Origin of the sequence: Psychrobacillus sp. OK028 (genome assembly GCF_900103605.1) — a bacterium.
GTDB lineage: Bacteria > Bacillota > Bacilli > Bacillales_A > Planococcaceae > Psychrobacillus.
In genome coordinates, this window is sequence record NZ_FNHY01000001.1 from 131,472 (window position 1) to 152,985 (window position 21,514).

General features: G+C 37.0%; 18 protein-coding genes and 1 riboswitch. Of the genes, 16 read left to right on the forward strand and 2 right to left on the reverse strand.

Features of this window, described 5'->3' with window-relative positions:
- The first annotated feature begins 125 nt into the window (after nucleotides 1–125).
- Nucleotides 126–209, forward strand: a riboswitch (cyclic di-GMP riboswitch).
- Between the two features lie 236 nt (nucleotides 210–445).
- The 6 genes from BLR36_RS00405 to BLR36_RS00430 all read left to right on the forward strand — a co-directional run bounded on the left by BLR36_RS00405 (nucleotide 446) and on the right by BLR36_RS00430 (nucleotide 5,114).
- Entirely contained in the window at nucleotides 446–1,090 is a 645-nt protein-coding gene (locus BLR36_RS00405; RefSeq protein ID WP_093059289.1) for a response regulator, read from the forward strand.
- Nucleotides 1,091–1,278: 188 nt separating this feature from the next.
- A complete protein-coding gene (locus BLR36_RS00410) occupies nucleotides 1,279–1,722 on the forward strand; it encodes a PTS mannitol transporter subunit IIA (RefSeq protein WP_175453924.1) in 444 nt (147 codons plus the stop codon).
- 5 nt (nucleotides 1,723–1,727) lie between these two features.
- Complete coding sequence (locus BLR36_RS00415; protein WP_093059293.1) at nucleotides 1,728–1,997, forward strand: PTS sugar transporter subunit IIB; 270 nt, start codon at nucleotides 1,728–1,730, stop codon at nucleotides 1,995–1,997.
- 13 nt (nucleotides 1,998–2,010) lie between these two features.
- The gene (locus BLR36_RS00420) at nucleotides 2,011–3,276 is read left to right on the forward strand and encodes a PTS ascorbate transporter subunit IIC (RefSeq protein ID WP_093059296.1); all 1,266 of its coding nucleotides are present in this window, start codon (nucleotides 2,011–2,013) and stop codon (nucleotides 3,274–3,276) included.
- A gap of 66 nt (nucleotides 3,277–3,342) precedes the next feature.
- Nucleotides 3,343–4,179 carry a transketolase gene (locus BLR36_RS00425; protein WP_093059298.1) on the forward strand — a complete coding sequence of 279 codons (837 nt, stop codon included), beginning with the start codon at nucleotides 3,343–3,345 and terminating at the stop codon, nucleotides 4,177–4,179.
- Nucleotides 4,180–4,184: 5 nt separating this feature from the next.
- Nucleotides 4,185–5,114, forward strand: coding sequence for a transketolase family protein (locus BLR36_RS00430; RefSeq protein WP_093059300.1), 930 nt, complete (start codon nucleotides 4,185–4,187; stop codon nucleotides 5,112–5,114).
- A 281-nt stretch (nucleotides 5,115–5,395) separates the two neighbouring features.
- Here the strand turns inward: BLR36_RS00430 and BLR36_RS00435 are convergent, their stop codons facing one another.
- A complete protein-coding gene (locus tag BLR36_RS00435) occupies nucleotides 5,396–5,995 on the reverse strand; it encodes a TetR/AcrR family transcriptional regulator (protein WP_175453925.1) in 600 nt (199 codons plus the stop codon).
- A 177-nt stretch (nucleotides 5,996–6,172) separates the two neighbouring features.
- Between BLR36_RS00435 and BLR36_RS00440 the strand changes: the two genes are divergently transcribed.
- From BLR36_RS00440 to BLR36_RS00480, 8 genes are all read left to right on the forward strand, one after another.
- Nucleotides 6,173–6,859 carry a CoA transferase subunit A gene (locus BLR36_RS00440; protein ID WP_093059304.1) on the forward strand — a complete coding sequence of 229 codons (687 nt, stop codon included), beginning with the start codon at nucleotides 6,173–6,175 and terminating at the stop codon, nucleotides 6,857–6,859.
- Nucleotides 6,843–7,499 carry a 3-oxoacid CoA-transferase subunit B gene (locus BLR36_RS00445; RefSeq protein ID WP_093059306.1) on the forward strand — a complete coding sequence of 219 codons (657 nt, stop codon included), beginning with the start codon at nucleotides 6,843–6,845 and terminating at the stop codon, nucleotides 7,497–7,499. The genes BLR36_RS00440 and BLR36_RS00445 overlap by 17 nt, the downstream gene beginning before the upstream one ends.
- A gap of 62 nt (nucleotides 7,500–7,561) precedes the next feature.
- Nucleotides 7,562–8,524 carry a 3-hydroxyacyl-CoA dehydrogenase family protein gene (locus BLR36_RS00450; RefSeq protein ID WP_175453926.1) on the forward strand — a complete coding sequence of 321 codons (963 nt, stop codon included), beginning with the start codon at nucleotides 7,562–7,564 and terminating at the stop codon, nucleotides 8,522–8,524.
- Nucleotides 8,521–9,276, forward strand: coding sequence for a 3-hydroxybutyrate dehydrogenase (locus BLR36_RS00455; RefSeq protein WP_093059310.1), 756 nt, complete (start codon nucleotides 8,521–8,523; stop codon nucleotides 9,274–9,276). The genes BLR36_RS00450 and BLR36_RS00455 overlap by 4 nt, the downstream gene beginning before the upstream one ends.
- Nucleotides 9,277–9,298: 22 nt before the next feature.
- The gene (locus tag BLR36_RS00460) at nucleotides 9,299–10,477 is read left to right on the forward strand and encodes an acetyl-CoA C-acetyltransferase (protein WP_093059312.1); all 1,179 of its coding nucleotides are present in this window, start codon (nucleotides 9,299–9,301) and stop codon (nucleotides 10,475–10,477) included.
- Between the two features lie 60 nt (nucleotides 10,478–10,537).
- Nucleotides 10,538–11,860 carry an MFS transporter gene (locus BLR36_RS00465; RefSeq protein ID WP_093059314.1) on the forward strand — a complete coding sequence of 441 codons (1,323 nt, stop codon included), beginning with the start codon at nucleotides 10,538–10,540 and terminating at the stop codon, nucleotides 11,858–11,860.
- A 628-nt stretch (nucleotides 11,861–12,488) separates the two neighbouring features.
- Nucleotides 12,489–14,123 (forward strand): S-layer homology domain-containing protein, encoded by a 1,635-nt coding sequence (locus tag BLR36_RS00475; RefSeq protein ID WP_175453927.1) that lies wholly within the window; start codon nucleotides 12,489–12,491, stop codon nucleotides 14,121–14,123.
- A gap of 351 nt (nucleotides 14,124–14,474) precedes the next feature.
- Nucleotides 14,475–17,195, forward strand: coding sequence for a carbohydrate binding domain-containing protein (locus BLR36_RS00480; protein WP_093059320.1), 2,721 nt, complete (start codon nucleotides 14,475–14,477; stop codon nucleotides 17,193–17,195).
- Between the two features lie 544 nt (nucleotides 17,196–17,739).
- On the opposite strand, the gene BLR36_RS00485 is transcribed toward BLR36_RS00480, so the two are convergent.
- Nucleotides 17,740–18,966 carry a hypothetical protein gene (locus BLR36_RS00485; protein ID WP_093059322.1) on the reverse strand — a complete coding sequence of 409 codons (1,227 nt, stop codon included), beginning with the start codon at nucleotides 18,964–18,966 and terminating at the stop codon, nucleotides 17,740–17,742.
- Nucleotides 18,967–19,503: 537 nt separating this feature from the next.
- Between BLR36_RS00485 and BLR36_RS18655 the strand changes: the two genes are divergently transcribed.
- Nucleotides 19,504–19,659, forward strand: a complete 156-nt coding sequence (locus BLR36_RS18655; protein ID WP_175453928.1) for a hypothetical protein — start codon at nucleotides 19,504–19,506, stop codon at nucleotides 19,657–19,659.
- Nucleotides 19,660–19,796: 137 nt separating this feature from the next.
- On the forward strand, nucleotides 19,797–21,044 hold the full coding sequence (locus BLR36_RS00490; protein ID WP_093059324.1) for an S-layer homology domain-containing protein: 1,248 nt from the start codon (nucleotides 19,797–19,799) through the stop codon (nucleotides 21,042–21,044).
- Nucleotides 21,045–21,514 lie beyond the last annotated feature (470 nt).

The window sequence follows — 21,514 nt, forward strand, 5'->3', positions numbered from 1 at the left end:
ATGCAGGGTGTATCATGCGTTGTCAGCTTTTTTATTTTTCACAATCTGACATAAATAGAACCTACTCAACAGCACATAATGACGTATTTTTTAGGATAAAATTGGATATAATGTATATACATAAAGCATATCATGGATACAGTGAAGTACTTCTTGTAAATGGGCGCCTAAGAAGTATGGAGTAATTGGCGCAACCGACCTGATTAAACATGAGCAATCGCTCAATTTAATTAGGTCTTTCTTTTGTAATTGGCATATTTGCTATAACAACTATAGAAAGGGGGACCGTATTAGTTGTAGAGAAATGTAACGAAATTACTCATAAAGCACTAGGGTCATAGATAGGGTGAACTTTTAGAACAACTGTAAGGGAAGAAAAAATAGAGATAGTTTGTTTTACTTCTTTGAAAAAACTAATGCAGACTAAACAAGAGGTGTTGGGACAATGAGGTTAGTTATAATTGATAATCATCCATTAATACGAAGAGGGCTAGTTTCATTATTCTCTTATAGCGGAATTATGGAAGTGCTTGGAGAAGCGACTAACAGAAAAGAAGCGATTAATCTATTACAAACTGTGAAGCCAGATATAGCCATCGTAGATCTTCGGTTAGGTGACGAATCAGGGATCGAACTAATAAAGGAAGCAATCGATTTAGGCATTGCGAGCAAATTTGTCATACTTACCTCATCCACCACCGAAGAAGACTTTAGAAAAGCGAAAGAAATAGGAGTCGCTGGTTATTTATTGAAAGAAGCATTACCAGAAGAGCTCTTACATGCAGTGCAAATGATTGGGAAAGGTCGTAAATATTACGATCCAACCGTGTTAGATTTGATGATGAAAGAGAAAAACCTCCCAGATAAACCTAGCCATGTTGAACAGCTCACACCAAAGGAAATGGAAATTCTAATTGAGCTTGGCAAAGGTCATTCCAACAAAGAAATCTCTAAAACCCTCTATATAACTGAATTCACCGTAAAAAAGCACGTCAGCCAAGTATTCGCAAAGCTTGGACTTGCAGACAGAACCCAAGCAGCTCTATACGCAAACGCAAAAGGGCTCGTAAAATACGTTATAAACTCTTAAAGAAAATAACTATATTCGGTATTTTTTCTTTTAGAACTTCCCCTGAACTTTATACTAATCATTTTATTAAAAGCCGTACGAGATGACTTAGTCATATGCGGCTTTTCGTATTTATTTTAAGCGGCAGTCCCTCTCATGTTCAGTGTTAAACAAGCATACAATACAAAAAGCAACAAAGGAGAAAAATGGTGAATCGTAGAGTACTAGAAAAACAAGCGATATTGCTAGATGTTACAGCGAAAGACTGGGAACACGCTGTTCGTATTTGCGGAGAAATACTTGTAAAAACGGGAAAAGTAGATCCGACTTATGTTGATGCAATGATCCGTAATATTCATGAACTTGGACCTTATATTTTAATAGCACCTGGTGTAGCTATGCCTCACGCGCGTCCCGAAGATGGGGTTATTCAAGAAGGAATTAGTGTTGTTGTTTTAAAAGAGGAAGTTGCTTTTAAACCGGGCAAAGAGTTTAAGGTATTAATCGGCTTGGCCGCTTTAAATAGTGAATCGCATATTGATATTTTACAAAAAATTGCGGAGGTGATTTGTAAAGAAGATTCGATAGAGCGGTTGGAAAATGCAACTGGATATGAGGAGATTCTGCATTTATTCAATGAAAAAGAGGAGTAGAAGCCATGAAAATATTAGCAGTATGCGGAATGGGTTTTGGTTCTAGCATGATGTTGAAAATGACAATTGAAAAGATATTAAAGGAAAAAGGAATTACAGCGGATGTAGAAACGGCTGATTTTACTACAGCATCTAGTATCTTTGCAGATATTATTTTTACCAATGAAGAATTCGCTAAACAACTGGAAGGAGGAAGAGTAAAAGTCGTTAGTGTAAAAAATATTGCAGATGCCAATGAAGTAAGAGCTGGTTTGGAATCCGTATTAAACACATAAGGAGGATAGAGGTATGGCTTTTTTTGAATTCTTAATGAATGAAATTTTAAGCATTCCTGCTGTGTTAGTTGGTTTAATGGTGTTGATTGGACTTGTTGCTCAACGTGCTGCTGCTACAAAAGTGATGTCTGGGACTCTTAAAAGTATTATAGGTTTGCTTATTTTAGGTGCTGGTGCAGGAGTCATTATAGGTTCTTTAGATTCGTTAGGTGGAATTATTGAAGAGGCTTTTAATATTCAAGGTGTAATTCCGAATAATGAAGCGGTAGTTGCAATTGCTCAGCAAATGTTTGGTACGGAAACAGCGCTTATTATGGGGTTTGGATTTGTTGCGAATATATTATTTGCCCGTTTTACCCCTTGGAAATATATCTTTTTAACCGGACATCATACATTCTTTATGGCTGCACTGTTATCTGCTGTTTTAGGAACAGCTGGCATGGAAGGGGCTACTTTAGTTATTGTCGGTTCCTTACTACTAGGCTTCTTCATGGTTTTGATGCCAGCACTTGGCCAGCCATTTATGAGACAGGTAACTGGAAATGACGATATTGCGATTGGTCACTTTGGAACGTTTGGTTATATTTCTGCTGGTTTAATAGGGAAATGGTTTGGCAATAAAGCGAAATCCACAGAGGATATTAAAATCTCTGAAAAATGGTCATTTCTGAAGGATTCATTGATATCTACTGCTTTAACAATGATCGCTATTTTCATCATATTAGCTGTTCTAGCAGGTTCAGATGTGGTGTCTAATTTCTCTGGAGATCAAAACTATATTATGTTCAGTATTATGCAAGGTATCACATTTGCAGCTGGTTTAAGCATAATCTTGCTTGGTGTGCGTATGATCCTAAATGAAATCGTGCCGGCATTTAAAGGAATTGCAGATAAGCTTGTTCCTGGTGCAAAACCTGCACTCGATATACCGATTGTTTTCCCGTTTGCACCTACTGCTGTAATGATTGGTTTTCTTTTCAGTTTTGCTGGAGGACTTATTAGTATGGCGTTTTTAGGTGTACTGTCGTTGCCGCTGATCATTCCAGGTCTTGTTCCTCACTTCTTTACTGGAGCAGGTGCAGGAGTATTCGGTAATGCAACAGGAGGTCGAATTGGTGCTGCTGCTGGAGGATTTGTAAATGGTGTTTTAATCAGCTTCTTGCCAGCATTTTTGCTACCAGTTTTAGGAGATCTCGGTTTTGCTAATACAACATTTGGTGATTCGGATTTTGGTGTAATCGGCATTATTATTGGATTTATCGCAAATCTATTTAGCTAAAAATTTTTAGGTAGCCTTCTTTTGAGTTTGAAGAGGGTTACCTAATTTTTGAGGAGAGGTACTTCATTGGTACAATCGATTGAACAATTAAAGCTGACAGCTACAGTACTTAGAAAAAGGATATTGTCTACTGCCTATTATAAAAAACAGGGGCATGTTGGTGGGTCTCTATCCTGTGCGGATATTTTAGTTAGTCTATTTTTTCATCACTTATCTATCGATCCGTCTAATCCTAAATGGGAGGATAGGGATCGATTTGTTTTATCAAAGGGGCATACGGCATTGGGGCTATATGCGACACTAGCACTGAGGGGATACATTTCCGAAGAGGAGCTTAAAACATTCGACCAATATGAATCACGTCTACAGGCACATCCAGATATGACAAAATTAGATGCGTTAGATATGTCAACAGGTTCTTTGGGACAGGGTTTATCAGCTGCGGTTGGTATGGCAATTGGTGCGAAGAGGTTGAAGAAAGGTTTCGATGTGTATTGTTTGATAGGAGATGGAGAATCTCAGGAAGGTCAAATTTGGGAAGCGGCAAATATAGCAGGAAAATATAAGTTAGATAATTTGATTGTTATTATGGATCAAAATGGTCTGCAGCAATATGGTTGGAAAAATGATCATGGAAGAATGAAACCAGAGAGTAACGGAAAAAGAAAGTTCGACAGTTTTGGATTTGAAACGTGGGAAGTAGACGGGCATTGTATGGAAGATTTAATAGATGTGTTAACTGAAGTGAAGAGTATCCGGAATGGTCGTCCTAAAGCTATTATTGCCAATACGACAAAAGGTAAGGGTGTTCATTTTATGGAAAATAATTATGTTTGGCATTCTAAAGCCCCAAATGATGAGGAGTATATTTTGGCTTTAACTGAACTAGAAAAGAGAGGGTAAACGACATGTCGATAAGTGTACGTGACCAATTTGGAAAGCACTTGGCGCAATTAGCACAAGATGATTCTAAAGTTCTTGCTCTGGATGGAGATCTTGGAAACTCAACGCGTTTAGATTCTATAGAGAAAGAAACAGTAGATTCCTTTTTACAAATGGGAATTGCGGAACAAAATATGGTTGGCGTCGCAGCTGGTTTAGCCTCGATAGGGTCTCAGCCATGGGTGTGCAGCTTTGCCACATTTTTAACGAAAAGAGCGTTGGACCAAATTGTAGTAAGTGTTGCCCAGACCAAATTCGATGTGAAGTTAGTTGGCAGTTATAGTGGACTGCTGACAAGCAACACTGGTAAGACGCATCATTCTTTAGACGATATAGCCATCATGACAACAATTCCTAATATGACTGTCATTGCCCCTGGCGATGCTGGCGAAACAGTCGCTGCTATGAACGCCATGCATAAAACGGGCGGACCTATGTATTTAAGGTTAACTAGAGATGAAACGATACCCTTATTTTTGCCTGATGCGGAGTTTGAAATCGGCAAGGGTAAAACGCTAACGGAAGGTACAGACGTCTTAATAGTAACTACTGGGAGCACGACCTACCGAGTAGCTGAAGCTATTAAACAATTGGTAGATATGTCAATTGCCCACCAGCATTTTCCGACATTAAAGCCATTTGACAAAGAATTGTTATTGGAAGGTGCTAGAAAAGTTCAGCTTGTAGTAACAGTAGAAGAGCATTACATACGTGGTGGTCTCGGAAGTATCGTTTCAGAAATCCTATCGGAAGAATTACCAAAGAGAGTCTATAGAATTGGTGTTCCCGATAGATTTTTCGGTTGTGGGACGGATGAGGAGTTGCTAGAGGCAAGCGGACTTTCGGTGGAGAAAATTAAAAAGTCCATAGGTGCGCTGAGTAGCAAATACTTCTGATATTAAACTACAATAAATAAACTTTCCCGAAACTGAGCAGGGGAGGGTACTTTTGATATCGAAAACTCACCTTCCATCAAAGGTGAGTTTTTTTGGGGTCATAAAATGGAATAAACTCGCGTTCCGAGAGTAAACCTGCCTGAGCGAGAGTAACCGTCCCGGCTCCGCGAGTAAATCTCCCTCAAGAGCGAGTAAACAAAGAGAGTCCGAGAGAAAATCCACAAATACCGAGAGTACAAGTCTCGTCTATAGCAGGTATCCACAACTTATGCTATCAAAAATTACTTCGCAACCCCCTTCAGTAATGCTTGCAGAAGGGGCATTGAAAGAGACTCTAAACTTCTATCTGTAGTCTGCAATCCCCAATGGTATATGGCTCCCATATAGGCTTGGGTAACCATCGTTAACATATCTTCAATCGAAAACGCTGAATGGATTCTATCTTTTTCAATAGCTTCCTCTAATAATCTGCGCAGGATTTTAAATAGATAACGATTGGATTCTAAAAAGTATGTATGCTCGTTCGATTCTAATGCGGCACTATATATAACCTTCATCAAGTCTTTCCCCATCTCATCCTCTAAAAAACGCATCAGCTTCTGTGTGAAAATAGATAGTTTTTCAATCGGGTCCATGTCGGCGGGGAAAGATTTGTATACCTCCAAGTAAAACGTATCTACTTCTTTAAATCGCTCTAAGAAAACATCTGATTTTGTCCTAAAATGCTGATAAAAGGAACCTTTTGACGTATTACTTTTCTTCACTATTGCGTCAACAGTCACTTTATTAAATCCTTTTTCAGCAAAAAGCTTTAAAGCAACTTCTAAAATCTTTTTCTTTGTTTTTTCTCCCCTAAGCTGTTTTTTCGCTAGTTCAGTCATAAAATTCCTCCAATACATATTGACAGAATAGTATCAATAATTATAATATTAGACCACGGTCTAGTTTGAAAATAATAAGCATAATTATAAATGAGAATGATAGTTTTAATTCTATTTCAATACATGTAAAAAAGAAAGCGCTTACCTGAGACCGTATTAAACAATAGGAGGATGAAAATGGATAAAGTTGTTGAATCGCATGAAATTCGAAAGTTGTTTAAAAGTGGGGATCAGATTTTATCGGGAGGGTTTGGTTTATCGGGCACTGCTCTCACAGTAATTGATGAACTACTGGAAACCGATATTACAGATTTGACTGTAGTGAGTAATAACTTGGGGGATCTTGGTCAGGGCTTACATAAACTATTTATCCAAGGGAAAATAAAAAAAGCAATAGGTTCTTTCTTTTCTATTAATAGAGAAGCAGTTATTGCATGGTCTAAAGGTGAATTGGAGATTGAATTATTACCACAAGGTACCTTAGCTGAAGCTATTCGTTGTGGTGGAGCTGGAATCGGTGGCTTTTATACAAAGACTGCTGTTGGAACCGAATTAGCAGAGGGTAAAGAGGAAAGAGTTATAGATGGAGAACGATATATTTTTGAGAAAGCGATTAAAGGGGATGTCGCAATTATTAAAGCGGCTAAAGCGGATCGCCTCGGAAATTTGGTATACCATACGACAGCTAGAAACTTTAATCCAATGATGGCTACTGCCGGGAAAATTGTCATTGCTGAAGTAGATGAAATTGTAGAAGTAGGAGATTTAGATCCAGAATATATTGTCACACCACATGCATACGTGGATTATGTTGTTCAAAGTAAATATTCCAAAGTAGGGAGTGAATATGTTGAGTCAAGATAAAAGACATGTTATTGCAAAAAGAATTGCAGAAGAATTGATGGATGGTCAAATAGTCAATTTAGGAATAGGTATCCCAACTTTAGTCTCCGAGTACTTAGAGGATAAGGAGGTTTTCTTACAGACAGAAAACGGCTTACTTGGGATGGGACCACTTGCTACGGAAGAAAATTTAGATATCGATTTGATTAATGCAGGAAAAGAACCGGTAACTTACTTGAAGAGTGCTTCTTTTTTTAACAGTGCTGACTCTTTCGGATTAATAAGAGGTGGCCATGTAGATGTTGCAGTACTAGGAATCCTTCAGGTAGATATAAACGGAGAAATAGCTAACTGGGCTGTTCCAAACCAACCAATTCTAGGCGTTGGTGGTGCAATGGACTTAGTAACTGGAGCTCAAAAAGTAATAGTAGCAGCTACATTATTTGCAAAAGATGGAACTTCTAAATTAGTGAACAAACTGACGTATAAAACTAGTGGAATTCGCAGAGTAGAGTTATTTGTCTCTGATTATGCAGTTTTTAAATTTACAGAGGAAGGACCTAGAGTAGTAGAGATGCTAGAGCCTATTTCTATAGAAGAGTTAAGTGAAAAAGTTGGTTTCCAATTAGAGTATTTAAATAGTCCAGTAGAGGTCAATTAGGTAACCATCCATTGGTATGAAGGTGCCAAGCAATAATGTTCCGTGAAGAAAGGATGAACAGCTTGATCAGAAAAGTAGGCGTTATCGGTGCAGGGACGATGGGATTTGGTATTGCTTTTCAGTTTGCAATTAATGGAGTACAAACGAAGTTAGTAGATATTTCTGATCAAATGTTAGAAGTGGCTAAAGGTAAATTCGACGCTTATTTAAACTTGTTTCGTGCGGAAGGCTACGATATTAGATTTACTGACGAAGAGGTTATGTCTCATATTACCTTTACGACAGACTTTAGAGATTTAGCAAATGCTGATTTTGTTATTGAAAGTGTCACAGAAAATTTAACTTTAAAGCAAAATATATTTAAGGAATTAGATGAAATTTGTGAAGCAAATACAATACTTGCATCAAATACTTCTAGTTTAAAGTATTCAGATATTACAAGACATGTAACGAAACATAAGGATAGAACATTATTGACGCACTTCTTTAATCCAGCACATATCGTTCCATTAGTGGAACTTTTAAGATCAAATGATACTAGCGAAGAAGTCTTTAATGAAGTTAAAACCTTTTTGGAAAAAAATAACAAAGTGACTATTGAAGTGAAAAAAGAGGTTGCTGGACTTGTTGCTAATAGAATACAAGCGGCAATGGTAAGAGAGGCTCTTTCTTTAATAGAGGACGGTGTGGTGTCCGAAAAGGATCTTGATACCGCTATTTTTGAAGGACCGGGATTCCGTTTTTCATCTAGTGGACTACTGAAGATTATGGATTTCGGCGGTTTGGATGTATGGAAAGCTGTAATGGATGGACTTCAGCCGGAAATTGAGTCTGGAGTTAGATCCTTTAAAAAAATAGAACAAAAGGTTGAAGAAGGAACGATCGGTGTTAAATCTGGAAAAGGTTTTTACGACTATCCAGGTAAAAGTTTTGATGGTTTTGTAATGGATCGAGATACAGAATTGGTTAGACACCTACTTACGACACATTCAAAATTGAAAGTAAAAGAGGGAACTACTACATGAGTAAACAAAGAACTGTAATTGTAACAGGTGGAGCTGGTGGGTTGGGTTATGCTATTTCTAAAAAATTTGTCTCTCAAAATGATTTTGTTTTTGTAGCAGATCTTAATCAGCAGGCAGCAGAAAAGGCAGCTAGTGAATTAGGGGAAAACGCAAAAGGAATTAAACTAGATGTGACGAATGAAGAGAGTGTTCAAGCAGTCATTCAATCTATTATTGATGAAAGAGGATCTATTGAAGTACTAGTGAACAACGCCGGGTTACAACATAGAGCACCAGTGGAAGAGTTTCCTTTAGAAAAGTGGGATTTACTAATTAGTGTTATGTTGACGGGTGTGTTTTTGATGACTAAGCATGTGTTCCCGTTTATGAAAGAAAAAGAGTTTGGCAGAATAGTTAATATTTCTTCTGTTCATGGGAAGATGGCGAGCCCTGAGAAGGTTGCATACGTTGCAGCTAAGCATGGCGTAATTGGTGTAACAAGTGTGACTTCTATTGAAGGAGCGCCTTTTAATATTACAGTTAACTCTATTTTGCCAGGTCCTGTACTGACACCGCTACTTCAAAGACAGTTAGATGATCTGATGGAGGTTGGCAAAACGGAGCAGGAAGCATTAGAGACAATCGTTTATCCAAGACAGTCAATGAACAGGTTTATATTACCTGAAGAGGTTGCATCAGGGGTAGCGTATCTTTCGGCAAATGAAGCAAGTGGGATTACAGGAGAGCATTTAAGCGTTTCAGGTGGAATGTAATAAAAATAGGGGGAAATGACAAATGACAACATATATTATCGACGGCGCAAGAACGCCTTTTGGCAGCTTTGGAGGTTCATTGAAAGATGTGAGTGATATTGATCTAGGGGTTGTAGCAACAAAGGAAGCTATTAAACGTAGTGGAATTCCCGCTTCCGATATCGATGAAATTATTGTCGGGAATATTATTCAAACAAGTGGTGATTCTGCTTATCTAGCAAGGCATATTGGTCTTAAAAGTGGAATGCTAGAATCTTCAAGTGCACTAACACTCAATCGACTTTGTGGATCGAGTATGCAATCTATCGTCTCAGGAGCACAATCAATCGAACTTGGAGATGCGAATGTGATTGTTGCTGGAGGAACGGAAAGTATGAGTTTAGCTCCCCATGTATTAAGAGGAACTCGTTTCGGTTCACCAAACAAAGCACCTTTAGTTGAGGATATGCTATGGGATACTTTAACGGATAGTTACGTTGGATGTGGAATGGGAATGACTGCTGAAAATCTAGCAGTAAAATATGATATTTCTCGTGAAGAACAGGACGCATTTGCAGTCGTATCACAGGAAAGAGCTGCTCAAGCTAGAGACAATGGCCGATTTGCTGAGGAAATTGCACCGGTGACCGTTAAAGGTAGAAAAGGCGATGTTGTTGTAGATACGGATGAATACATTCGAGATGGTGCAACAATCGAAGGTCTAGCTAAACTAAAGCCTGCATTCAAAAAAGATGGAACAGTTACTCCAGGTAATGCTAGTGGTATTAACGATGGTGCAGCTGCTGTTTTACTTGCATCTGAAGCTTATGTAAATGAACATAATTTAAAGCCATTAGCTAAAATTGTTTCTTGGGGGGTAGCGGGTGTTGACCCTTCTATTATGGGTATTGGTCCAGTTCCTGCAAGTAAAAAAGCTTTAGAAAAAGCTGGGTTAACTTTAGAGGATATCGGTTTATTCGAACTAAATGAAGCATTTGCAGCTCAGTCGTTAGCGGTTGTAAAAGAGCTAGGTCTTGATATGGAAAAAGTAAACGTTAATGGGGGAGCCGTTGCATTAGGACATCCAGTTGGTGCAAGTGGGACAAGGATTACGTATTCATTAGCAGTTGAAATGAAAAAACGAAATGTTCGTTATGGATTAGCTTCGCTTTGCATTGGTGGGGGTCAAGGTATCGCGATAATTCTAGAAAATGTGAACTAAAAACAACTTGGATGGGAAAATGAAATGCACAAATTTACCTTACAAAGGGGATATTAATTAATGAATCCAACAGTGAATGCACTCGAAAAAAGAGTAGTAAGTAAAACGATGATGCGAATCCTTCCATTTATCTTAATCTTATATATTATTGCCTATTTAGACCGCGTTAATCTTGGATATGCAGCCTTACAAATGAACGCTGAATTAGCGTTAACTGCTGAAGTTTTCGGGCTTCTTTCTGGTATTTTCTTTATCGGTTACTTCTTTTTTGAAGTTCCTAGTAATATGATTATGCATAAAATAGGTCCGAAAATTTGGATTGCTCGTATTATGCTGACATGGGGAATTGTAGTGATACTCACCGGATTTGCACAAACAACGACGCACTTGTATATTCTTCGATTTTTATTGGGGGTTGCTGAAGCAGGTTTCTTCCCAGGAGTTATTTTATATCTAACGTATTGGTTCAGAAATCGTGAAAGAGGAAAAGCAACAGCAGTACTATTACTGGCTTTACCAATTGGCGGTTTGATCGGTGCACCATTATCTACATGGATTTTAGACAACATCGCTTGGTTAAATATGTCTGGTTGGAGATGGATGTTTATTCTAGAAGGTATTCCTGCTCTTATTTTAGGAGTCGTAGTTCTATTTTATATGACGAACCGACCTGCAAATGCAAAATGGTTATCTCAGGAAGAAAAGGATTGGTTAGAAGGAGAGCTTGAAAAGGAACGCCAAGCAAGCAAGAAAGTGAACAAAGTATCTAAATTAGAAATGTTAAAAGACTTTAAAATTTGGAAGCTGTCTCTACTCTATTTTGCAGCATATACAGGAATTTATGGTCTGTCATTTTGGATGCCAACGATTATTAAATCATTATCCGCAACTGCTACAACAAACTTAGAAATAGGTTGGTTAGCTATGATCCCATCGATTGTTGGAATTCCAGCTATATTGTTCGTTGGATGGAATGCGGACAGAACAAATGCGTATAAAAACCACTTACTTGTCTGTTTCCTAATCTCAGTTTTAGGATTCATCGGATGTGGATTTTCTAGTAGCGTCTTTATGATGGTTCTAATGCTAGCGATTACATCTGCAGGCTTATATGGATTTACTGGATGTTTCTTTGCATATTTAACTTTCTTCTTTACAGACTCAACTGCTCCAGTTGGAATAGCGGTAGTAAACTCATTTGCAGCATTAGGTGGATTTGTAGGGCCAATGATCTTAGGAGCTGTAGCATTTACATCTGGAATGTTCATTATTGCAGGACTACTTATAATTGGAGCAATCACATTAATGTCATTGAAATTGTCAACAGAGCGAAAAGAAGGAAATCTTGCAAGAGCGAGTATTAAGACTGAAACTTCACTGTAACTATTAACTTACTCTCTTTTCGTCCGACTGGGCGAATGGAGAGTTATATTTTTGGCTATAAATGGGTTCTGCAAGTAAATCCCGCCCTACCGAGAGTAATAACCACTGCTCCGAGAGTAAATGCTTCCAAGCGAGAGTAATAACCACGGCTATGAGAGTATCCAACGCCAAACCGAGAGTAATGTCTGCCTGAGCGAGAGTAAATCCTGTCCAAGCAAGAGTAACCATCCCGGCTCCGAGAGTAATGTCCGTCCAAGCGAGAGTAACCATCCCGGCTCCGAGAGTAAATCCAATCCAAGTGACGCAAGTAACCAACGCCAAACCGAGAGTATCCACTGGCAGCAATGTGAGCTGTATCCCAAGTAGAAATAGATTACAAGTTCCGTCTGTCGCAGTAATATATTTCCCGAGAAATGATTGTAGCCACTTCTGGGTATTTTTGTTTAATATCCAAACTTTAAAAAAGTATTGTATCCTAACTTGATCTTTTGACTGTTTGGCGTCTGAAGCTACTTTTAAAGGGAAATGAGTATCTGTTCTAGAATATAGTTAGGAATAGTTTCGTAGTATAAGAGGGGGAAAGAGTGAAACTATTTTACTTGTTATTATGGATAAGGGAGGCGAAGGATTGGGAAAAAAGATGTACAAACTCAAGTTATTGTTCGTACTTGTACTATTTCTACAGCTTGTAGCAATGCCAAGCTACACATTTGCAGCTGAAGCCGATACGGAGGCACCAACTTGGGTAAAGCCATTAAATTATTTAGCATTAGGTGATTCTCTGGCTGTTGGTGTAACACCAGAAAATCAGCTTGGTAAAGGATATACTGACTTAATAGCAGAGTCATTGAAGTCTCAGCAAGTATTGCAATCATTTAACAAAGGATTTACTTTTCCAGGATATAAGACTTCGGATATTTTAAAGGATTTACAAGACAATGTGACGAAGCCAGTGTTTGGAACAGGTATTGAAGAAAACAATGCAGAGCTGCATAAGTCAATTACTGCTGCGAATCTAATCACCATTAGTGCTGGAGCAAATGATGTGTTAGCTTACTTCAAAGTGGATGCAACAACAGGGGCCCCAGTTGTGGATCTTGCTAAAATTACTTCTAGCATTCAGCAGGTTGGGGTAAATTATAGCCAAATATTAAAAGCAATCTATGCTATTAATCCAAATGTTCAGGTGTATATAATGGGTTATTACAATCCATTTCCGCAAGTTGACGTGATTTATCAGCCACAGATTGCTCAGTTACTAACTGGATTGAATGGGTCCATTCAAGCTAGTATGAAAGGGACGAATGCAACCTTCATAGCTACACATGAGAAAATTGCTGAAAATTATACTGCCCATCTGCCAAATCCTAAAAACATTCACTTAAGTGAAGCTGGTTATAAAGTAGTTGCAGATCTATTCAACCAAAAATTAGTAAATGACTACCCATGGGTCTCTAAAGAGACTCTAACTGTACAACTAGCAAATAAGACCACGGCAAAACTGAATTGGAATCCAGCTTCCGATAATACAGCAGTAACTGGCTATATTATTTATAATGGAAAAGAAAAAGTGGCAGAATTAGAAGGACATATACTTAATTTTGATGTGAAAAATCTTCAAGAAAATAAATCCTATACATTTAGTGTTGCAGCTAGGGATGCTGCAGGTAATATTAGTGCTTTAAATCCTTCAGCTACTATTACTACTGGGGCTACACCTGCACTTTTCTCAGATATTAAAGGTCACCCGGCAAAGGACTATATTATGCAAGCTGCTAAGTTAGGTGTAGTCAATGGATATACGGATGGCACATTTAAGCCGAACGACAAAATAACGCGTAAACAAGCTGCATCTATTATCGTTAATACACTTGGACTTAAGGCAGGAAAAGCTGCTCCATACACTGATATTAAAAACTACAGTTCAGACATACAGACACAAATTGCTGCTGCCCATGAAGCTGGTATCGTAAAAGGAAGCAACGGTAAATTCCGTCCAAATGATTATATTACTCGTGCTCAGCTAGCCCTGATGCTAAAACGTTCATATGAATATGTAAATGGAAAGCCATATGTTTCTGCTAAACCAGCACCATTTTCAGATATTGCCCATTTCGACGATGAAACAAAAACGGCAATATCAATGCTTTCAAGTTTCCAAATAGTAGACGGGGCTGGTGGTAAGTTTTTACCTAACGACTCGACTACACGTGCACATGCAGCTAAAATCTTTGTAAACTTTTCAACTGTGGTCACTAAGTAAATATAGTGTGATTAAGCAGTAATTGAATTGTGTTGAGAATCTATTTTATCTAAAGTTCCTATTAAAAAATATTTAAGGAGTAAGTCTACAGTGTAACTTCAACTGTAGACTTACTCCTTTTTGAATAGAAAAAAGTCCGATACATGGAGTGCTATTTTTATATTTGAAACTCCCCAAAATACTCCTCTATTCGTTTGTAAACTTGCATCTATTATCATACTTTTCACCTAAACCCATTGGGTAGGTATTATCTATCAACTGTTATTGAGACTAATTAAAGTCATTTCTTTGCACTTAGAATATTAATATACTGAAAATTGTAATAATACTGATAACGAGAGGAGTTTATGAATGAATAAAACGCAATGTCTTCGAATAGTTTCCATTCTTCTAAGTTTAGTCTTAATTTTTTCAGTATTTTCATTTACCGCAAGTGCACAAATCGCAGAGAGTAATGAAACGGTTATGGCAAAACTAGGAGATAGAGGATTTAAGGAGCCTGTAAATCTTGGCATTGGAGCCTCCGAGGTAGTTCTCTTAAACGCTGTTTTCGGTAAAGAAAATGGACGAGATGTAGTTTATGCTACTGCTAATGGCGGTGTGTTTAATGTTGTAGACGTAAAAGATAATAGACTCCTATTCTCGCAGCAGCTGGAGAATGTCTCCCAGGTTTGGAGTCATACACTTGCAGCTGACGGCACTGTGTATATTGCTGCTTTAGGTGTTGGCAATGTAGGAGAGCTTTGGAGTTATTCGCCAGCAACCAAAACCGTTGTGAAACTTGGGACACCGGCAATTGGTCATCAAGCATGGAGTAGTACAACAGATGAAGAAGGAAATGCGTATATAGGTACGTATTCTGAAGGCAATGGACGTATTTATAAATATGATGTTTCTAGTAAAACGTTTATCGATTATGGAAAAATCGATGAAATTAATAACGCTAGCTATGTTCGGTCATTGGAATATTTTGATGGATATTTATATGCTGGCTTAGGTGTAGCGGGAGAAGTGTACCGTATTAATGTGGAAACTAAAGAAAAAGAAAATATTACAAAGAATGTCCCTGAAATTCTTGGAAAGCCAGTAAGAGATATTAAGTTTGTATATGACATGGCTGTTGTAGGGAATTATTTATATGCTCGTTTTGATGAAGGTGGAGAAGGAGCAATTCTATTCTATGATTTGATCAATCAGCAGTGGGTACCTGACAAAAAGCTAGGCAAATTACATGACGGATCAGCGGATGATTTTGGTAGCTTTGGCTTTATCCAAATACCGGTAAATGGTGACAAAGCATATGTTATTCATAATCGTCACATTGAAGAGATTGATATTAATACGCTAGAAACACGTGAAACTGGCATTCGATATGCTGCTGGACTTAGAGGCGGAGCATTTGTAGATATTGGCTCAGAGGATTTCCCAGGACTTTCATTTGTAACAATGAATCGAACTGGTCAAACATTCGTAGCAAATCTTGAGACAAACAAAACAAAGACAGTTCCAACAGCTATGCAAGCTCTACCTCTTTCTTTGCATAACCTAGGAGAGGGACCAGATGGGAACTTATATATGACGACCTATCCTGGCGGACCAAAAGGCTCGCAGTTTAACACGAAAACTGGACAGTTTGTGACGTATGCACAGGGTCAAGCAGAAGGGATTATTGCAGGAAATGGTAATGACCTATACTTTGGAATGTATCCTAACGCAGTTATTCAGAAAATGAATACAGCAACTTTAGCAACGGAAACGCTATTTAGCCTAGATGACGAGGAACAGGATAGACCATATATTATGAAGTTTATAGAAAATCAATTAATAATCGGTACCATTCCTGATTATCAAAAATTAGGTGGCGTATTAGCTATTTATGATTCTATTACAGGAGAACGAACATCATATCGCAATGTTGTGAAGGATCAAAGCATTGTAGGATTGGCGTATAAAGATGGTTTGATTTTCGGATCGACAACAGTACGTGGTGGACTAGACATTCAGCCAACTGCTCCTAAAGCTAAAATGTTTGTTTGGGATATTGAAAATGAGAAAAAGCTGACGGAGTTCGAGCTTAATATTCCAGAACTAGACAACCCACCAATGATTAGCGGTCTTACGTTTGATGACAAAGGCCTACTATGGGGAGCAGTAGATGGTATTTTATTTGCAATGGATCCATCGACCCTAGAAGTAGTAAAATACAAAAATATTTACCCAGAAATAGTGAACAGAGGAATGTGGAGACCAGTTCATATCGAATTCGGTCAAGATGGTCTACTATATACAGACCTTGGTGGAAAACTTACAGTAATTGATACTAACACGAAGGATTTGGAGCATGCTTCTCTAGTAACCTCTGGACCAGAAATCGCTTTTATGGAATTAGCATTTGATGAAGCAGGAAATCAAAATGTATATTACCTAGACGGGGATGCAACTCATTTATACATGATCCCTGTCATTGATGGTGGCGAAATTGAACTGCCGCCAGTATTTGAAACGGTGAACGTGCCGATTAAAAATGCTAGCTTTGAACAGAAAGTGAAAAAAGGAACGATCAAAGGCTGGTCATCCTTATTTGGAGATTTCTCCTCTAATGTTTCGTTTGAAGTAAGTGATGCACGTAGTGTCTCAGGCAAGAAGAGCTTAAAGATAATCGATACAGACCAAAAGCAAACTGTCTTCGCTCAAACAGATTCTATAGCTATCAAAGCAGGCACTGAATACACCGCTTCCACCAATCTATTCTTAGAAAACGGCAGCGTGAGCTTCTTTATACGCTATTACGACAAAGCAGGTAAACAAGTAGGAACCGACAAAGACGGAGTGAATATTATTCACGTCCGAGGCGGTCACAACGAGTGGCAAACCGTAAAAGCGAAAGTCGTAGCACCGGTGGGAGCAACCCATGCAAAACTTTTCGCAGGAGCTTCTAATTTCTTTACTACATCCGCAGCCTATTTTGACGACTTCAAGCTGACGTTTGAGAGAGAGGTAGTGGAGGGAGATAAAAAAACTGGTAAACCTGAAAAACCAAGTAAACCAAAGAAACCTGGTAAAGATAAATGATGTACTATTAGAAATGTTTAATTACGGAAGCAAGACAAATGATTAATTAGCATATACTTTCTAATCTTTTAAAAAGAGGGAGCGACATCAATCACTCTCTCCTTTTTATTACTTACCTTTTGAAGTCCAGCCTTATTGAAAGTTCATCGATTTTAAGATCTGAGCTTATTTTGCCCTTCGCCCAATTACTAGTGAAAACGGGCGTATTTACTTTTTAAAAATGTAAAACATTTCCTGTTGAGGGATTACAGCAAATTACTAGATCCTCTTCAATTTAAGAAGACAACCGTTTATAGGAAGTGATGTTACTTAATTGGCCAAAAAACGACTATTTCCTAGGAAATATTTTATGATGTGAGAAAGCTATTTTTAGCGCATGATATTTGAGGTACTCATAAAGTTTGGTGTTGTAAATGATCACCTTATTGGAACATTTTGGTGGAATCATCTGTTTTGCATATAATAAACAAAGTCATAGTGATTCTGTCAATAGAGTTTCCAATAAATAAGAAAAGCAGCCCATTCCAGGCTGCTTTTAAAATAGTTAAATTTCAATTTCCAATAGTTTTACATTATTTAATGTCTCATGCTGATTTTCTGTGATTTCGTTTCTTTCTAAACTCAAATCCTCACATTCTTCTAACCTTCTTTTTGAAAATCCTCTGTCCAGAAGTATTTGTTCAATTGACATAATCAGTTCATTTCTTTCGGCGATTAGATGATTAAACGGATTTATTATCGCCGAATTTATATGTTGTACCATTCTATTTTTTAAGAAGTACATAATGACGTATGGTGCAAGAATCAGATAAGCTATGGTAGCGGATAATAATATAATGAGATGATCGTTTATAGCTAAGTTAGCCATATATAAAATCGCAATGCCTACAACCATATATGCCAGGAAGACGAGGAACCATGCACTAGTTTTCATATCGTTTACCTTTGTATGCAAATTAAATCTTGATATATTACCACTCATTAAACTTGTAAGCTTGTACTCCATTTTAATGTTTTTAAGAGGTAGAATCACGCTAAATAGTTCATCACTGCTCAATTTGTTAGCATTTTCGAGCTTACTCTTTAAAGTGAATATATCCGATTTAATACGTCTTCTCTTCTTTTGAAAGCGGCGATAATATAACTTAAAGCCAAGGTTTGAATTGCTATTTGAAATGAATGAAATGAATAAAATAGATGACCAAGAAATTGCGATTACAGCAAACTCAAGCTTAATGGACAAATTAGCCATAAGGAAATAAGAGATCAGTAACGTTATGACGATGTTGCTTGCAAGAATATTAATGCCGTAAGTTGTTTTGCTACTCAATATTACATATATGAATGCAGTAACGCATGGGTAAGACAAAATGATATAGTCAAACAAAAAGTGATCTTGAATGCTCATAATTAATACGCTCGCCGCACCTGCAGCAAGTAAGCTATTAGTTATAGAATCGGTAACTTTTCTATTGCTAACTGCAACTGTTATCAAACACAATAACACAAATGTTAATAATACGGATATACTAAACCAAAAAACAGTTAAATTAGAAAAAATATGTGTGGTCACAAATGCTAATTGACAGGCGATAATAAGATTACAAACTAGCTGGATAGAATTAGTTTTACGAAATAAAAATATAAATATAGTAAGTATTAGTGGTAGAATGAGTGCTTTTGGACTAAATTGACTTAATAAACTGCTACAAGTAAAACCTCCAAATAAAAAAATTAACCCTAGCTGTAAAATACTTCGATCACTTTTCATAGACTAACTCCGTTCCTATAGAATTTCTCTATTCATGCCCTTAATAATTACATACTATACATTTTGTACCATCAAAGTAAGGATAAAAAGGATTATTATTAATCTAAATTCCTATTATTTTTTTGATTTTTTAAAAATCAGTTAATTAAAGTATTACTAATATACTATATAACTTCCGTTTTGTGAATGTAATTTGTTCGACATAACTTGAAAGGAATGTCGACAAATACTGAAGACCATAACATGAAAATATTAAAATTTTTGTAAATTATATGATTCAAATTATTCAATAGTATATAAAAGTGCTATAATACTTTCAATATTATGGATGGAGCCGGTTTAAATGGGAATGTTTCGTGGTACAGAAAAATAGCGAATACAGTAATTGGTTGAGCTGCTAAGGGTAGCAAAAAAAAGTGGCACCTATAAGCATTTCAATATATTACAAGATTATTAACTTTTAGCGACATTAGCTATGATAAACGAAATTTGATTTACAATTAATGAGGTACAATGTTGATGTAGGAGGAGCATTAGATGACTGCAGTAGAGATAAAGGAAGAATTTAAAAAAATATTAGAATATGGTTATACACAAGGAAATGAAAATAAAACAATCAAAGCAAGCGAATTAATCGAGGAGTTGTCTACTCAATTGAAAGTATTGTTTGATAATGTAAATAATAATAAATGAATCATCTGGCCGCTCTTTTAAAATAGAGCGGTTTTCTTTTTTTATTAGGGTAAAGGACTCATTTTCTCTTTGTTGTCTAAATTTTTAGTTAATAATGATATAATAAAATTTACATTAACTAAAATAGGAGGTATTGGATGAGATTTTTCTCAAAATATGTGATTTGTTTTGGGATATTGATAACTTTTGCCTTGGTTGGTTCTACTGCTTTTGCTGAAGGGAAATCTTTCATTGATGTGAAAAAAGGGTATCCAAATTATGAGGAGATTATGGAACTCCGAGATAAAGGATTCATAAATGGATATCCAGATGGTACATTTCGTCCGAACGAAAAAATTACCCGTAAGCACGCAGCAGCATTGCTTAATAAAGCATTAACTCTTCCGGAAGTTACATCATCAAAAATTAAATATAAGGATGTTCCACTAAATCACCCAAACTATGAAGCTATAATGAAATTGACTCATGCTGGAATTTTTAGTGGAGATAATAAGGGTAATTTTAATCCTGATGCCTCTATTACCCGTGTGGAAATGGCAAAGGTAATGGATATTGCATTTAATTTGAATATTGTTGATTTCCATCATTTTAACGATGTATCGTCTGCTTACTGGGGTTATTTACATGTACAGGCGTTAGCAGCAAATGGGATAACTAAAGGGAAATTAGGGAATTTTATGCCGGGCGAGCCAATTACTCGCGCTCATTATTCTTTATTTTTACACCGAGCGTTAAACTCTGGGGTTATCACCGTGCCAGATGAAGACCCACTATTATCAAAGGATGAAATCTTTGACTTAATATATCGTCTCCCTAATCGGATTGGTAATACGATGTTAATGCATAAAGTAAAGAACAATCCCTTTGAAACGGTGCAAAATGAATTGTTGGATCTTGGAACGGTTCCTTTTGTGAAGGATTATTTAAAGACTGGATATAAAGATATGTGCACAAAGTGTGACATGATGATATTTGCTCATCCTACACGGGAGTTAAACTATCGATTTGAAATTGCTGAAAATACTCCTTCTCGTATTGTTGTTAAAACTGTTGCGTTTAATAATTCGATTGAAGACGGAGGGTTTATAACTTATAAATTTGAAAAATCAACTGCCAACTGGAAGCTTGCTGCATATGAACTTGAGAATATTGGTGGAGGTAGCTTTGAGTTAACGGAGGATGAAGCTACTAACATTCTATTAAAAGACTTTAAACAGTATCATTCAAAAGTGATGATAAACTACCAGAAGACAACTTCCGAAAAAGTGTATGATTGGTATACAAAGAAAGAGTACGACCGATTGGTATATCACTTTAAAGCTCATACAGATAAAGGTAATTTTCCTGTAAGGTTTTATCCTCATAATGGATTGAGTGAATATTAGTCAGAAGTTAAAAAGCTCAAGATGCCGTCCTTTTACAAGGGCGGTTTTTTTGCATGAATTAAGAGTTATGGGCTATGTAAGCAACTTTATGGGCTATGTAAGCAACTTTATGGGCTATTTTAGTAGATTTAAGGGCTATATTGTAGAACTTATGGGCGATACCGTTGTTTTTTGCTGAATTCTAGTATTTTATGGGCTATATTTTCATTTTAAAGGGCTATCCTCATAATAGGTTGAGTGTTTATTAGTCAGAATTTAAAAAGCTCAAGATGCCGTCCTTTTATAAGGGCGGTTTTTTGCATAAATTATGCGGTTATGGGCTATGTAAGCAACTTTAAGGGCTATATTAGTAGATTTAAGGGCTATAATGTAGAACTTATGGGCGATACCGTTGTTTTTTGCTGGATTCTAGTCTTTTATGGGCTATATTTTCATTTTAAAGGGCTATCCTCATAATAGGTTGAGTGAAT

Coding starts and splice junctions, on each gene's coding strand:
- BLR36_RS00490 (WP_093059324.1), top strand. CDS start 19,797: ATGAGATTTTTCTCAAAATATGTGATTTGTTTTGGGATATTGATAACT.
- BLR36_RS00445 (WP_093059306.1), top strand. CDS start 6,843: ATGTTGAGTCAAGATAAAAGACATGTTATTGCAAAAAGAATTGCAGAA.
- BLR36_RS00415 (WP_093059293.1), top strand. CDS start 1,728: ATGAAAATATTAGCAGTATGCGGAATGGGTTTTGGTTCTAGCATGATG.
- BLR36_RS00460 (WP_093059312.1), top strand. CDS start 9,299: ATGACAACATATATTATCGACGGCGCAAGAACGCCTTTTGGCAGCTTT.
- BLR36_RS00435 (WP_175453925.1), bottom strand. CDS start 5,995: ATGACTGAACTAGCGAAAAAACAGCTTAGGGGAGAAAAAACAAAGAAA.
- BLR36_RS18655 (WP_175453928.1), top strand. CDS start 19,504: ATGACTGCAGTAGAGATAAAGGAAGAATTTAAAAAAATATTAGAATAT.
- BLR36_RS00440 (WP_093059304.1), top strand. CDS start 6,173: ATGGATAAAGTTGTTGAATCGCATGAAATTCGAAAGTTGTTTAAAAGT.
- BLR36_RS00485 (WP_093059322.1), bottom strand. CDS start 18,966: ATGAAAAGTGATCGAAGTATTTTACAGCTAGGGTTAATTTTTTTATTT.
- BLR36_RS00405 (WP_093059289.1), top strand. CDS start 446: ATGAGGTTAGTTATAATTGATAATCATCCATTAATACGAAGAGGGCTA.
- BLR36_RS00465 (WP_093059314.1), top strand. CDS start 10,538: ATGAATCCAACAGTGAATGCACTCGAAAAAAGAGTAGTAAGTAAAACG.
- BLR36_RS00420 (WP_093059296.1), top strand. CDS start 2,011: ATGGCTTTTTTTGAATTCTTAATGAATGAAATTTTAAGCATTCCTGCT.
- BLR36_RS00455 (WP_093059310.1), top strand. CDS start 8,521: ATGAGTAAACAAAGAACTGTAATTGTAACAGGTGGAGCTGGTGGGTTG.
- BLR36_RS00430 (WP_093059300.1), top strand. CDS start 4,185: ATGTCGATAAGTGTACGTGACCAATTTGGAAAGCACTTGGCGCAATTA.
- BLR36_RS00480 (WP_093059320.1), top strand. CDS start 14,475: ATGAATAAAACGCAATGTCTTCGAATAGTTTCCATTCTTCTAAGTTTA.